This window comes from Polaribacter sp. Hel1_33_78 (assembly GCF_900106075.1).
GTDB lineage: Bacteria > Bacteroidota > Bacteroidia > Flavobacteriales > Flavobacteriaceae > Polaribacter.
The window spans coordinates 3,072,000-3,085,570 of record NZ_LT629794.1 but is presented as its reverse complement, the minus strand read 5'-3'; the positions used below and the strand labels follow the sequence as shown (position 1 = coordinate 3,085,570).

The 13,571-nt window shown below is 30.9% G+C and carries 14 protein-coding genes; 6 read left to right on the top strand and 8 right to left on the bottom strand.

What is annotated here, in order from left to right; all coding sequences use genetic code 11:
• Positions 1 to 20 precede the first annotated feature (20 nt).
• Positions 21 to 497: a DUF4252 domain-containing protein gene (locus BLT88_RS13415; RefSeq protein ID WP_091955407.1), complete on the top strand. Its 477-nt coding sequence runs from the start codon at positions 21 to 23 to the stop codon at positions 495 to 497.
• A 20-nt stretch (positions 498 to 517) separates the two neighbouring features.
• Here the strand turns inward: BLT88_RS13415 and BLT88_RS13410 are convergent, their stop codons facing one another.
• Entirely contained in the window at positions 518 to 865 is a 348-nt protein-coding gene (locus BLT88_RS13410; protein ID WP_091955404.1) for an arsenate reductase family protein, read from the bottom strand.
• Between the two features lie 40 nt (positions 866 to 905).
• Here BLT88_RS13410 and BLT88_RS13405 point away from each other — a divergent pair, with 40 nt between their 5' ends.
• Positions 906 to 1,361 (top strand): DinB family protein, encoded by a 456-nt coding sequence (locus tag BLT88_RS13405; RefSeq protein WP_036787939.1) that lies wholly within the window; start codon positions 906 to 908, stop codon positions 1,359 to 1,361.
• 185 nt (positions 1,362 to 1,546) lie between these two features.
• Positions 1,547 to 2,695 carry a cystathionine gamma-synthase gene (locus BLT88_RS13400; RefSeq protein WP_091955401.1) on the top strand — a complete coding sequence of 383 codons (1,149 nt, stop codon included), beginning with the start codon at positions 1,547 to 1,549 and terminating at the stop codon, positions 2,693 to 2,695.
• A 109-nt stretch (positions 2,696 to 2,804) separates the two neighbouring features.
• On the opposite strand, the gene BLT88_RS13395 is transcribed toward BLT88_RS13400, so the two are convergent.
• Together BLT88_RS13395 and BLT88_RS13390 are read right to left on the bottom strand one after the other, a co-directional pair.
• Positions 2,805 to 4,388 carry an Ig-like domain-containing protein gene (locus tag BLT88_RS13395; RefSeq protein WP_231960013.1) on the bottom strand — a complete coding sequence of 528 codons (1,584 nt, stop codon included), beginning with the start codon at positions 4,386 to 4,388 and terminating at the stop codon, positions 2,805 to 2,807.
• Positions 4,389 to 4,477: 89 nt separating this feature from the next.
• Positions 4,478 to 5,164 carry a ComF family protein gene (locus BLT88_RS13390; RefSeq protein WP_091955397.1) on the bottom strand — a complete coding sequence of 229 codons (687 nt, stop codon included), beginning with the start codon at positions 5,162 to 5,164 and terminating at the stop codon, positions 4,478 to 4,480.
• A gap of 50 nt (positions 5,165 to 5,214) precedes the next feature.
• On the opposite strand from BLT88_RS13390, the gene BLT88_RS13385 reads away from it, so the two are divergent.
• A complete protein-coding gene (locus BLT88_RS13385) occupies positions 5,215 to 5,778 on the top strand; it encodes a class I SAM-dependent methyltransferase (protein ID WP_091955395.1) in 564 nt (187 codons plus the stop codon).
• Positions 5,779 to 5,822: 44 nt separating this feature from the next.
• On the top strand, positions 5,823 to 7,364 hold the full coding sequence (locus BLT88_RS13380) for a glycine--tRNA ligase (RefSeq protein ID WP_091955392.1): 1,542 nt from the start codon (positions 5,823 to 5,825) through the stop codon (positions 7,362 to 7,364).
• A 153-nt stretch (positions 7,365 to 7,517) separates the two neighbouring features.
• Here BLT88_RS13380 and tsf read toward each other — a convergent pair whose 3' ends face one another.
• The 4 genes from tsf to rplM all read right to left on the bottom strand — a co-directional run bounded on the left by tsf (position 7,518) and on the right by rplM (position 10,337).
• The gene (tsf, locus tag BLT88_RS13375; protein WP_036782650.1) at positions 7,518 to 8,489 is read right to left on the bottom strand and encodes a translation elongation factor Ts; all 972 of its coding nucleotides are present in this window, start codon (positions 8,487 to 8,489) and stop codon (positions 7,518 to 7,520) included.
• A 26-nt stretch (positions 8,490 to 8,515) separates the two neighbouring features.
• The gene (rpsB, locus tag BLT88_RS13370; protein WP_091955391.1) at positions 8,516 to 9,325 is read right to left on the bottom strand and encodes a 30S ribosomal protein S2; all 810 of its coding nucleotides are present in this window, start codon (positions 9,323 to 9,325) and stop codon (positions 8,516 to 8,518) included.
• 170 nt (positions 9,326 to 9,495) lie between these two features.
• Complete coding sequence (gene rpsI / locus BLT88_RS13365; RefSeq protein ID WP_036782658.1) at positions 9,496 to 9,882, bottom strand: 30S ribosomal protein S9; 387 nt, start codon at positions 9,880 to 9,882, stop codon at positions 9,496 to 9,498.
• Positions 9,882 to 10,337: a 50S ribosomal protein L13 gene (rplM, locus tag BLT88_RS13360; protein ID WP_036782661.1), complete on the bottom strand. Its 456-nt coding sequence runs from the start codon at positions 10,335 to 10,337 to the stop codon at positions 9,882 to 9,884. Before rplM ends, rpsI begins: the two co-directional genes overlap by 1 nt.
• 215 nt (positions 10,338 to 10,552) lie before the next feature.
• Here rplM and BLT88_RS13355 point away from each other — a divergent pair, with 215 nt between their 5' ends.
• Entirely contained in the window at positions 10,553 to 13,177 is a 2,625-nt protein-coding gene (locus tag BLT88_RS13355) for a DUF5916 domain-containing protein (RefSeq protein ID WP_091955389.1), read from the top strand.
• Positions 13,178 to 13,197: 20 nt separating this feature from the next.
• On the opposite strand, the gene BLT88_RS13350 is transcribed toward BLT88_RS13355, so the two are convergent.
• Positions 13,198 to 13,500, bottom strand: coding sequence for a DUF6370 family protein (locus BLT88_RS13350; protein WP_036787941.1), 303 nt, complete (start codon positions 13,498 to 13,500; stop codon positions 13,198 to 13,200).
• Positions 13,501 to 13,571: the final 71 nt, after the last annotated feature.

The window sequence follows — 13,571 nt, the reverse complement described above, 5'->3', positions numbered from 1 at the left end:
CTAAAAATAAAACGAATAAAATGAAACGACTTACTGTAATTATCTCTGCTTTTTTTATAATAACTGTATCTGCTCAAGAAGAAGCTTTTAAAAAATTCTATAAAGTAAATAAGGACAAATCAGCTTTTTCAATCAATTTATCAACTTCATTGGCAGGTTCCTTTTTAGACGATGAAGATGAAGAGAGTTTGACAAGTTTAATTAAAAAATCGAGCAACTTCAAGTTAATGGTTTTTGATAATGAAGATGATACCGTATCGAAGAATTTTAAAAAGTTTACAAGAAAAAACAGATTAAAAACTTTGGCTCGCGTTAAAGATAAGGAAGGTAAAGCAGAATTCTTTTTTATTGAAAAAAATAAATTTATAACAGAAATTATTATAAGAGCCAATAGTAATAATGATAAACTTGTTTTATTCGGTTTAAAAACAAAAATCACTAAAGATGAGTTGGCGGCAGTATTTTCTTCTTCCGATGTAAAAATTTCATCAAAATAAAACTTAAAGAAAGAGAAGGTTTAGCCGATTTTCTCTTTTAAGTCTTGAACAACTTTTTTACTATTTCCAATAAAAATTTCATTATTTAAAATAAAAACAGGGCGTTTTAAAAACGTATATTCATCTAAAATATATTGTTTATAATCAGTTTCAGACAATATTTGATTTTTTAAATCCATAGCTTTATAGAGTTTTGCCCGTTTGTTAAACAACGCTTCGTAACTTCCAGAAAGTTGGTGCATTTCATCTAGTTGAGAAACTGAAACGTTATTTGCCTTTATTTCTTGACGCTCAAAACCATCAGTATTTACCTCTTTAAGAATTCTTCTGCAAGTATCACAAGTTTGTAAAAAATATACTTTCTTCATTTTTATGGATTATATTTACACTTCAAAATTACACATAAAAATGAAAATACAATTTGATATTTTACGAAAATCTAGAGAGCTTATTTTAAAAGAACTAGAAGGGTTAACCCTAGATCAAATTCATGAGATTCCTGAAGGATTTAAGAATAATATAGCTTGGAATGTAGCGCATTTAGTAGTTACACAACAATTGTTGCATTACAAATTTTCAGATTTAAATTGTTTGTGTCCGGATAATTTAATTGACGATTATAAAAAAGGAACTGCACCAACTAAAATTTTCACGGTAGAAGAATTTGACGAAGTGAAAGAACTATTGATGGGTTTGCCAGATACTTTAGAAGAAGATTTCGAAGCAGGTATTTTTGAGAATTATAATGACTATCCAACAAGTACGGGTTTCGTTTTAAGCTCGATAGAAACGGCAATCGCATTTAATAATTTTCATGAGGGCATTCACTATGGAATTATTAGAGCTATCAAAAAATTCATATAATTTATATGGATTACTTTTTTATGCACTTAGAATTATAAATATTTACATAGATTTTATTTATTGTTTACTTTTTGAAACATTGATCTGGCCAAAAGATAAAATAGCTGTTCTAGGTATTATGAAAAAATTCACAAAATAATTTGAAAACTATTTTTTGATAGTTTGTAATTTGTAAGACTTAAAAAATGAAATTCAATACAAAAACTATCCAAGGAGGACAAAAACACGAAGAAGCTACAGGCTCAGTAATTCCACCAATTTTTCAAACATCTACTTATAAACAATCTAGTTTTGGGGTAGCACAAGAATACAATTATTCAAGAGGGGCAAACCCAACGAGAACTGCTTTAGAAGATAGTTTTGCTTCTATTGAAAATGGAACACATGGTTTTGCATTTTCTTCTGGTTTGGCAGCAATAGATTGTGTTCTCCGAACACTAAATCCTGGCGATGAAGTTATTGCAGGAAACGATTTGTATGGAGGAACTTACAGAATGTTTACACAACTATTCCAAAAATACGGACTAGAGTTTACCTATGTAGATATAGATTCTGGAGAAAATATATTAAAAGAAATTACAGAAAGAACAAAATTAGTTTGGTTGGAAACACCAACAAATCCATTAATGAAAATTGCTGATATCGAAGCAATTTGTTCTGCAGTAAAAGAAGTCAATGTAGACATTTTAATTGCTGTAGATAATACATTTGCAACACCATATTTACAAAGGCCTTTAGATTTAGGGGCAGACATTGTAATGCATTCTGTAACAAAATATTTAGGAGGACATTCAGATTTGTTAATGGGTGCTTTAATTGTAAAAGAAGCAAAATTAGCTGATGAATTAAATTTTATTCAATTTGCCGCTGGGGCTATTGCAGGACCTATGGATTCTTTCTTAGCATTAAGAGGTATAAAAACTTTACATGTTAGAATGCAAAGACATTGTGAAAACGCTAGCGCAGTAGCTAGTTTTTTAAAGAAAAACCCTAAGATTGGGGCCGTCTATTATCCTGGCTTAGAAGATCATCCAAATCATGAAGTGGCTAAAAAACAGATGAAGGATTTTGGTGGAGTCGTTTCTTTCCGTTTAAAAGACGGCAGTAGAGAAGCTACTTTTAAATTTTTAGAAAGCATTAAATTCTTTACGTTAGCGGAATCTTTAGGAGGTGTAGAAAGTATGGTAAATCATTCGGCAACAATGTCGCATGCATCCATGCCAGAAGAAGCACGCTTAAAAATAGGGATTACGGATTCTTTAATACGACTAAGTGTTGGTATTGAAGATGTAGAAGATTTATTAGCAGATTTAGAACAAGCGTTAAATCATTAAAAACGAAAAAATAGTGTCGTCTAAAAAGACTTAGGAATATTAATTTTTCAGGTTATTTTATATTTTATTTAATAGCTCGTAGAACATTTTTTTTCTTAAATGTCTATAATCAATCAATAATAAAACTTTCTTCTAGAAAATAGTTGGCTCTTAATTCAGCATTATTAATTTGTTTATGATACAAAATAATTTCAGGGAGTTGCTTTTTTAGATAATTTCCTGTGTCCCACTTATTATTTTTATTTTCGTCAATAATAACTCGTATAGTATATTTTTTAGGTTGTAATAAATCGAAAACGACACCTTTTGAAGTTGCAGTAAATTGACGTTCTATAACTTTATCTTGCTTTTTTCCAGAAAGTAATTCAATAATTAAATTTTTAGAATTTACGTTGTTTACTTTTAAAGTGATTCTTCCGTAGTCATCAATTTCTTTGGTGCTAAAACTATATTTTAATGTATCATTTTTAACAGAGAAAACATCATTGAAGGCACCGGGTAAAGCTGTAAAAAGGTATTTCTCTTTTGGTTTTTTATCAAAAATAAATCCAACTTTATTCTCTTTTTTAGAAGGTATAGTGTTGTAGTTTATAGCAATTGTATCTTTGTTAAAAAAACTTACTTTACTTGTGTCTATTTTTACAATAGGGTTATTACTGGTTAAAAAGAAAGTATCTCTAAAATGAAGAATACTTTTTGTCGACGATTTCATTACTAAAGAATCTAATTTTTTCTTTCTCAATTTCACCGTTAACGTATCTGAAAATTTATTATTGGCAATTACAAAATTTAAGGAATCTGCCTCGAAAGGAGTGAACCAAAAGTTTAAGGTGTCTTTATCAACTTCGAATTTAGAAACACTTTTAAAATCATCCGGAACTTTAGAAAGTATTTTTATTTGCATATTTTTACCAGGACCTTCAAAACCAAATTCTATTTTTCCTTTGGTAATTTCTTTTCCCCTTTTAAATTGATAAGGTTGTTCTTCTTTAAATAAAATGATGGGTTTTGTAATAATACTATCTTTGGGTAATTGAATGGTGTCCGTAAGAAAACCAATTTTATCAGTTTTTGGATTAAAAATATAATCGTTCAAAGATTCTTGCAAAGCCAACATTAAATACCTTCCCTTTCTAAGGTTTGTAAATTTAAAATTTATTGTATCAAGTGTGTTTGTGATATAGTCGGGTTTCTTTTTATATACAATAGAATCATTAAAAGAGCTGTCTATTCTGTATAATAAAACGTTTATATTTTTAGGCGTTTCAAAAAGTTTTGCATCTTTTATATTTCCGGAGGTAGTTAAAGAGTCTATGTAAGTTCCAGTAGAAAATATATATTTAAAATTCTCTAATTTATTACCCTCATTATGATCCTCTACTGCATTTCCAAAATTAAAAGTATAAGTTGTATTTAGTTTTAAAGTATCAATAATTTCAATCTTTATAAATTCGCTAGGCGCACCTTGGGGAGAAATTAATGGAGGATTTTTCATTGGAGGTGAAACTACCAATTCTGTATTTAAATTTTTTAATGTAATGTATTCATTAAAGTCTATTTTAATTTCTTTCTTATTAAAATTTACACTTTCATAAGGTGGTTTTGCAGTAATAAACAAAGGAGCGTCTTCATCTTTTGGCCCACCTTCTGGTCTACCCGTTCTGGCACAGTTCGTAACAAAAATAAGTAACACGGATAAAAAAAGAAATCTATACACTATTCTCACAAAAAATAATTTAGATACAAATTAACAATTAATTTTTGAATATAAATTCATAAAATCTATTCTGTATACGCCATGGTTAAAATACTTATTTTGCAGTCCTTAGATTTTAAAAATTCTTTTGCACATGCTTCTAAAGTTGCACCGGTTGTGATCACGTCATCAATTAATAAAATATGTTTATGATTAAAAAATTCAGGATTTTTTAAAAGAAATTTTGTGCCAATATTATTGAAACGCTCAAAACGAGCTTTAAAAGTTTGGGTTTTGGTCGATGAGATTCTGATTAAATAATTTTCTAGAAATTGTGTATTTAGTTGTTTACTCAAAGTTTCACCAAATTTTGTTACTTGATTATAGCCTCTTTCTTTTAATTTTTTTGGATGTAAAGGCACAGGAATTATATAATCTACCTCTTTAAATCCTTTATTTTCACTCAAAATTTCCCCCAACCAATTACCAAAGAAAACGCCAATCTCTTCATTACCTTTGTATTTTAAATCATGAATTATTTTTTTTGTGATTCCTTTTTTTCTAAAAAAAAATAAAGAAAATACATTTTCTGTTAAAAACCGGCCATAAAAATTTTCTGAAATTTTGTTTTGTTTAAAATCCTGAAAATTAGTTAGTGGTAAGTCGTGTCTGCAAAGTGTACAAATAGTAGTTTCATTTTCTACTAGTTTTTGTTCACAAACAGCACATAGTTTTGGATAAAAAATATAGAATAAGTCTTTTAAAAGTCTCATCTTTACGTAACAATTTTTAAGTAATATACTTAATAAATAAGAGATTACCTTTGTCTAGCAAAATAAAATTTTTCAAAGAAGCATTAAAAAACTTAAAAACATTAGGCACTGTTATGCCAAGTTCAAGTTTTTTGTCAAAAAGAATGTTAAGAGAGATTGATTTTTCTCAAGCAGAGGTTATTGTTGAGTTGGGGCCTGGAAATGGTGCGATTACAAAGTATATTATAGAACAATTATCACCTATAGCAAGATTAATTTGTTTCGAAATTAATAATAATTTTTACAGTCAATTAAAAGAGCAAAAACATCCACAATTAATTGTATTAAATGTTTCTGCAGGAAAAATTGCAGATGAATTGAAAAAGTTAAATATTAAGAAAGTAGATTATATTATTTCTAGTTTACCATTAACCATACTTCCTAAAGAAGTGTCAGAGGAAATTTTGTTGAAGGCTTTTGAGGTTTTAGAGGATAACGGCTCATTTATTCAATATCAATATAGTTTAAGTTACTTTAAAAAAGTGAAAAAAGTATTTCGAGAGTCTATTTCAGTAGAATTTGAACCTTTAAATATTCCTCCAGCATTTATTTATCGATGTAAAAAAGTCCAATAAATTTTCTTGAAAAACTTTAGCAAACACGTATCTTTGCCCTCATTATGGCAAAACAAGAAGATCAGTTTAAAAAAGTTTTATCGCATGCAAAAGAATATGGTTATGTATTTCAGTCTTCTGAAATTTATGATGGATTAAGCGCGGTTTACGATTATGCTCAAAATGGAGTTGAACTAAAGAAAAATATTAGAGATTATTGGTGGAAAGCAATGGTGCAAATGCATGAGAATATTGTGGGGATCGATGCCTCAATTTTAATGCATCCTACTACTTGGAAAGCTTCTGGTCACGTAGACGCATTTAATGATCCTTTAATAGATAATAAAGATTCTAAAAAACGTTATAGAGCAGATGTTTTAATTGAAGATTATTGTGCTAAAATTGAAGGCAAAATAAATAAGGAAGTGGCTAAAGCATCAAAACGTTTTGGTAATGCTTTTAATAAAGAAGAGTTTCTTGCTACAAGTGGAAGAGTTGTTGGATACCAGGAAAAAATAAAGGCAATTTTAGCAAGAATGGGTGCGTCTTTAGAAAACGAAGATTTAGCAGATGTTAAGCTATTAATTGAAGAGTTAGAGATTGCAGACCCTTTAACAGGCTCTAGAAATTGGACAGATGTTAAGCAGTTTAATTTAATGTTTGGTACAAAACTTGGCGCATCTGCTGAGACTGCTATGGATTTGTATTTACGTCCAGAAACAGCACAAGGAATTTTTGTTAATTTCTTAAATGTTCAGAAAACAGGAAGAATGAAAATTCCTTTTGGAATTGCACAAACAGGTAAAGCATTTAGAAATGAGATTGTTGCTAGGCAATTTATTTTTAGAATGCGTGAGTTTGAGCAAATGGAAATGCAATTTTTTGTAAAACCAGGTACTCAAAAAGTTTGGTATGAGCAATGGAAGGAAACGCGTTTAAAATGGCATTTATCTTTAGGGATGGGAGCAGAGAATTATCGTTTTCATGATCATGATAAATTAGCACATTATGCCGATGCAGCTGCCGATATTGAGTTTAATTTTCCTTTCGGATTCAAAGAGTTAGAAGGAATTCATTCACGTACAGATTTCGATTTAAAAGCCCATGAGAAACATTCAGGTAAGAAATTACAGTATTTTGATCATGAGGAAAATAAAAGTTATACACCTTATGTAGTAGAAACTTCTATTGGTTTAGATAGAATGTTTTTAGCAGTCTTCTCAAATTCTTTAATTGAAGAAGAATTAGAAAACGGAACAACAAGGACAGTTTTAAAATTACCAGCAGTTTTGGCTCCTTTTAAGGCAGCGATTTTACCATTGGTGAAAAAAGATGGTTTGCCCGAAGTTGCGCGTAAAATTATGGAGGATTTAAAGTGGGACTACAACGTATATTATGACGAAAAAGATGCTGTTGGTAAGCGTTATAGGCGTCAAGATGCCGCTGGAACACCATTTTGCATTACAGTAGATCATGACACTTTGGTAGATCACTGTGTTACGATAAGACATAGAGATACAATGGATCAAAAAAGAGTTGCAATTGTGGACTTAAAAGAAATAATACAAGCTGAAGTGGCCGTAAAGACTTGGTTGCAAAAAATGTAATTCAATTCTTTGAAGGTTGTTTTGCGTTCACAATAACTTCTAAACGAAATATTCAGTCAGAATTTTAGACATAAAAAAAGGTAGTAATTTTTAAATTACTACCTTTTTTATTATTTGCTTTTAACAGTTTTTAGTGTGTTAAAAGATAAATTATTATCCTAAAGTAACTCTTTTAAAAGCACTTACAGAAACATCTCCATATGTTTTAACATACTGTGCAACGTTTTTCTTTTCATCCTTAATAAAAGATTGATCTAAAAGACATTGTTCCATATCCAAAGTCGTATTGTCAGAAATGAATCTTTCCATTTTTCCTGGTAAAATTCTATCCCAGATTTTTTCTGGTTTTCCTTCAGCAGCTAATTCAGCTTTAGCAGCTTCTTCAGCTTTTGCTAAAATCTCATCAGATAATTGCGACATAGAGATATATTGAGGTACATTTTTCAATGTTTTACCCAATCTTCCTAATTCAATATTATCTTTTTCAATCACTGCTATTCTAGCTTCAGTTTCTGCAGCTACAAAAGCAGGGTCAAAATCTTTGTAAGACAACGTAGTTGCTCCCATAGATGCTACCTGCATTGCTAAATCTTTTGCTAAGTTTTCAGCATTATCTACAACAGCAGATAAACCAACTAAAGCAGCAATTTTACCAATATGAGTATACGCACCAACATAAGCAGCTTCGATTTTTTCAAAGGCAGTGATTTCTAACTTTTCTCCAATAACACCAGTTTGTTCAACTAATTTATCGGCAACTGTCATTCCACCAAAGTCAGCAGCTAAGAAAGATTCTTTACTGTCATAATCTAAAGCGATATCTGCGAATTGACCACCTAAGGCTACAAAAGAATCATTTTTCCCAACAAAATCAGTTTCACAAGCCAAAACGATTGCTACACCTGAAGTTTTAGCATCATTAATTCTTGTTACAGCAACACCTTCGGTAGATTCTCTATCCGCTCTTTTAGCAGCAATTTTTTGACCTTTTTTACGCAAAATATCAATTGCTTTATCAAAATCACCACCAGCTTCAACTAATGCCTTTTTACAGTCCATCATTCCAGCTCCAGTAGCTTCTCTTAATTTTTTAACATCAGCAGCACTTACTTTTACTGTTTCCATGTTATTTTATATTTTAAAAGTTATAATTATTTTGTTTCTTTAGCAGGAGTTTCAGTAACTTCAGCTTTTGATTCTTCAACTTTAGGAGATGCTTTTTCCGCTTTAGGAGCTGCAACTTCTTTCGCTACTTTTACTTTTTCTTTGTCTGCTTTTCTATCTGATAAACCTTCTGCAACTGCATCGGTAACAAAAGATAATACTTTGTCTATAGACTTAGAAGCATCATCATTTGCAGGAATTACAAAATCAACTAATCTTGGATCAGAGTTTGTATCTACCATTGCAAAAATTGGAATGTTTAATTTTTGAGCTTCTGCCACAGCAATGTGCTCTTTCTTGATGTCAACTATAAATAATGCACCAGGTAAACGAGTCATGTCAGAAATTGAACCTAAATTCTTTTCTAACTTTTCTCTCTGACGATTAATTTGTAATTTCTCTCTTTTAGATAAAGCATCAAAAGAACCATCTTGCTTCATTCTATCAATATGAGCCATTTTTTTAACAGCTTTTCTAATAGTTACAAAGTTCGTTAACATACCACCTGGCCATCTTTCTGTGATGTAAGGCATGTTTACTGCTTTTGCTTTTTCTGCAACAATATCTTTTGCTTGTTTTTTAGTAGCAACAAATAAAATTTTACGTCCAGAGTTTGCAATCTTTTTTAAAGCTTCTGAAGTTTCTTCTATTTTAGCCGCAGTTTTATACAAATCAATGATGTGTACACCATTTCTTTCTGTATAAATATAAGGAGCCATGTTTGGATTCCACTTTCTAGTAAGGTGTCCAAAATGCACACCATTATCTAATAATTCTTGTATGTTTACGTTTGCCATTTTTTAAATGTGTTTACTTTCTGTTTTGAAATCAATATATAAGTAGTCTTTTAGGAGTCTTATATATTTAGATACTAAACTGTTTAATATTAATTGTATGTAATAATAACAGTTCTCGATATAATAATTTACCCACCTTTCGACGAAGCTTAAGGTGATCGTAAAAACTATTAACGTTTCGAGAATTGGAATTTTTTACGTGCTTTTTTCTGACCGAATTTCTTACGTTCAACCATTCTTGGATCACGTGTTAATAAACCTTCTGGTTTCAAAATAATTCTGTGATCTGCATCAATAGAAACTAATGCTCGTGTAATTGCTAAACGAATTGCTTCTGCTTGTCCTGTAACTCCACCACCGTAAACATTAACTTTGATATCATAAGATTCTAAGTTTTCTGTTAACATTAAAGGTTGTTGTACTTTATACTGCAGAGTACCTGTTGTAAAGTAATCCTTATAGTCTTTTTTATTTACAGTAATGTTCCCTTTACCGTCTGTAAGATAAATACGAGCAACAGCCGTTTTTCTTCTACCTATTTTGTGAACTGTATCCATTATTTAAGATCGTTAAGATTAATAGCTTTAGGTGCTTGACCCGCGTGTTTGTGCTCAGTTCCTGCATATACATATAAGTTTCTGTATAGTGCTGCTCCCAAAATGTTTTTTGGTAACATTCCTTTAACTGCTTTCTCGATCAATCTTGTAGGATCTTTCTCGAACATTTCTGTTGCAGTTAACGATCTTTGTCCTCCTGGATACCCTGTGTGACGAATGTAAGATTTGTCTCTCCATTTGTTACCAGTTAAAACAATTTTTTCTGCGTTGATAATAACCACGTTGTCTCCACAATCTACGTGAGGAGTAAAGTTTGGTTTATATTTACCTCTAATTAGCTTTGCTACTTTAGAAGCTAGACGACCCAACGTTTGCCCGTCCGCATCAACTAAAACCCACTCCTTGTTTACGGTAGCGCTGTTTGCTGATACTGTTTTGTAACTTAATGTGTTCATAATTACACTATTAGTTTTTGTTTAATTAATAATTTCATTTTCCTTAAAAAAGGAGTGCAAATATAGTACTATTTATTTGTTTGGCAAATAGGTGTTTAGTTTTTTTATTGAACGTTTTTATTAGGAATAATTAACATATTCTTAAGAAAATAGAAAGCTATTTTTGATGCGCAAATAAATAGGTTATTCTCAATGATAAAATCAGTTAAAAATCAATGAAATTTTTTACTTCAATACTAGTATTTATTATTTTTTGTGGGGTTAATGCAACTGCACAAGAAATTAGGTTGAATAAAATTCAGAAGAGAATTTACACTACTAAAAAATTGGTAAAAACACCAATTATTGATGGAGGTATTTCCGAAGAAGCTTGGGATATTGTGGAGTGGTCTTCAGATTTTATAGAAAAAACTCCAGATGAAGGAACTGAACCAACACATCAAACTCAATTTAAAGTTATGCATGATGCAAAGTATTTATACATTGCTATTCGAGCTTTTGATGACAATCCAGAATTAATTCAACAACGATTATCGAGAAGAGATGGTTTTGCAGGAGATAGGGTAAATGTTATTATCGATAGTTATCATGATAAAAGAACTGCTTTTGTATTTACCACCACTGCTGCAGGGGTAAAAGGTGAGGAAATAGCTACGGGTAACGGAAGTAATTGGGACGATAGTTGGAACCCAATTTGGTATACAGATGCAAAAGTCGATGAGAGAGGGTGGACTGCAGAAATGAAAATTCCTTTTAGTCAATTGCGCTTTGGGAAAATGAAAGAGCAGATTTGGGGGTTCAATGTAAATCGAACTATTTTTAGGAAAAACGAAAGGTCTCTATGGCAAAGAATTCCAAATGATCAGGCAGGTTTTATTAGTGAAGCAGGTGAGTTACATGGTTTAATTGATTTAGTTCCTCAAAAGCAATTGGAAATTCAGCCTTTTACAGTTGTACAATATGATTCTTACCCTGCAGAAATAGGAAACCCTTATAGAGACGGAAGCGATTTCAAAATAAATGGCGGTTTAGACGCTAAAATTGGAATTACAAACGATTTGACTTTAGATTTAACTATCAATCCAGACTTTGGCCAAGTAGAAGCAGACCCTGGAGCTATTGCTTTAGATGGCTTTCAGATTTTTTTTAATGAACAAAGACCTTTTTTTGTAGAGAATAAAAACATCTTTGATTTTGAGTTCGCAAACGGGCAAGACAATCTTTTTTACAGCAGAAGAATTGGTCGAAATCCGCACAGAAACTCCAATTTAGCAATTGGAGAATATGCTAAAGAACCAATTAATTCGGCGATTTTAGGCGCTGCAAAATTTTCAGGAAAAACCCAAAATGGATGGTCTATAGGTGTTCTAGAGAGTGTTACTGCAAATGAATATGCAGAGATTAGAGGAGTAAATGGGACTAAAAGAGAGGAGATTGTAGAGCCTTTAACGAATTTTTTTGTAGCGAGAGCTCAGAAGGATTTTAATGAAAGAAACTCTTTTATTGGAGGAATTTTTACAGCAACAAACAGAAATTTAGATGGTAATTTTTCAGAATTGCATAAAGCGGCTTATTCTGGAGGTATTGATTTTAGGCATACATGGCGAAATAGAGGCTACTACATTGAAGGAAATGCAATAATGAGTCATGTTTTAGGAAGTGAAGAAGCGATAGAAAAGACCCAGCTTTCTATGGCTAGATTGTTTCAGAGAGTAGATGCTACTCATGTAGAATTAGATCCTACTCGAACTTCTTTAACGGGCTCGGGAGGTAGAATTGAAGTAGGAAAACAAGGTGGTGGAAATTGGCGATATAATATGGGTGTTGTTTGGCGTTCTCCAGAATTAGAATTAAATGATGTTGGTTTTTTGCGCCAAACAGATGAAATAATTCAATTTTCAGAAATTCAATATTTATGGCAAATTCCTACAAAAACATACAGAGATATTAACTTTCAATTAGAACAATATGCAACATTTGATTTTCAAGGAAATCAAAATAATATGCAATATAAAGCGGAAGTAAATGTTAACTGGATTAATAATTGGTCAACTGAATTAGGTCTTGGACATAAACCTTTGAGTTATGAAAATGCATATTTAAGAGGTGGTCCCCGCTGGCGTTATGCTGATAAGAATTTTCTGTATTTTTTCTTTGGATCAGATAAAAGTAAAAAGATGAGTTTTACTGCGGGTTATATAGATCGCAAAACAGAAGAAACTGTAAATGATTTAAAAAAATATATTTTTAAATTAGACTATCAACCTTTTGATGCTTTAAGCATTTCCTTAAACACGGAGTTTGAAAAAATTATTGATAAAACTCAGTATATAACAACAACAGATTTTGGGAATCAAAAAAGATATATTTTGGGCGAAATTGATAATCAAAGTTTATCAACAACTTTACGTTTAAATTATAGTATTAACCCAAATATGTCTATTCAGTTTTATGGTCAACCTTATATTTCCAGAGGAAGATATTCTAATTTTAATTTTGTAAATCAATCCACTGCTGCGCGTCTAGAAGATAGAATTTCTATGTATAGCCAAACTCAAATTTCATTCATGAACGATGTCTATAATATTGATGAAAGCTTAGACGGAAATACAGATTATACTTTTAATAAACCTGATTTTTCTTTTGTGCAATTTCGCACAAACTTAGTGGCTAGATGGGAATATATACCTGGTTCTGAATTGTTTTTTGTTTGGGCAAGAGGTGGGGTAACTTTTGATGATCCCAGAAATTCTTTAACAAGAAGTTTACGAGATCAAATTACAAATAATAAATTGCAAGATACCTTTTTAATAAAGGCAACGTATAGATTTGTAAGATAAAAATCAGTTGATTAATTATATCAATCGATTAACTTTAAAGATGATGCAACAAATTTGTTATTCTCTATTTGTCCAGTTATTTCTCCTCTTCTAATAACTTCACAAAAGCCAGTTTTTTCATCGTGAGCGTCACCGAAATCATCAATTTCAAAACCTTCCACAAAGTATGCTTTGTTATCTATTCTGATTGCTAAATCACATCCGTTTTTACTATCTAGGTCAAACTGACATTGTCCACAAGAAATCTCTGCTACCTGTTTTATTTCTTTTTTGTTTGAACAAGAAGCTAAAATCAATAAACTTAAAACGATTAATTTTTTCATAATTTCTAATTTTAAATAGTTTTTTATCAATTCATTTATCAATTGCTTTCGAAAATATTTTGACTTCACGA

Excerpts from the sequence above, each read along its gene's own strand:
- BLT88_RS13415 (WP_091955407.1), top strand. The coding sequence starts at position 21 with ATGAAACGACTTACTGTAATTATCTCTGCTTTTTTTATAATAACTGTA.
- BLT88_RS13410 (WP_091955404.1), bottom strand. The coding sequence starts at position 865 with ATGAAGAAAGTATATTTTTTACAAACTTGTGATACTTGCAGAAGAATT.
- BLT88_RS13405 (WP_036787939.1), top strand. The coding sequence starts at position 906 with ATGAAAATACAATTTGATATTTTACGAAAATCTAGAGAGCTTATTTTA.
- BLT88_RS13400 (WP_091955401.1), top strand. The coding sequence starts at position 1,547 with ATGAAATTCAATACAAAAACTATCCAAGGAGGACAAAAACACGAAGAA.
- BLT88_RS13390 (WP_091955397.1), bottom strand. The coding sequence starts at position 5,164 with ATGAGACTTTTAAAAGACTTATTCTATATTTTTTATCCAAAACTATGT.
- BLT88_RS13380 (WP_091955392.1), top strand. The coding sequence starts at position 5,823 with ATGGCAAAACAAGAAGATCAGTTTAAAAAAGTTTTATCGCATGCAAAA.
- tsf (WP_036782650.1), bottom strand. The coding sequence starts at position 8,489 with ATGGAAACAGTAAAAGTAAGTGCTGCTGATGTTAAAAAATTAAGAGAA.
- rpsB (WP_091955391.1), bottom strand. The coding sequence starts at position 9,325 with ATGGCAAACGTAAACATACAAGAATTATTAGATAATGGTGTGCATTTT.
- rpsI (WP_036782658.1), bottom strand. The coding sequence starts at position 9,882 with ATGGATACAGTTCACAAAATAGGTAGAAGAAAAACGGCTGTTGCTCGT.
- rplM (WP_036782661.1), bottom strand. The coding sequence starts at position 10,337 with ATGAACACATTAAGTTACAAAACAGTATCAGCAAACAGCGCTACCGTA.
- BLT88_RS13355 (WP_091955389.1), top strand. The coding sequence starts at position 10,553 with ATGAAATTTTTTACTTCAATACTAGTATTTATTATTTTTTGTGGGGTT.
- BLT88_RS13350 (WP_036787941.1), bottom strand. The coding sequence starts at position 13,500 with ATGAAAAAATTAATCGTTTTAAGTTTATTGATTTTAGCTTCTTGTTCA.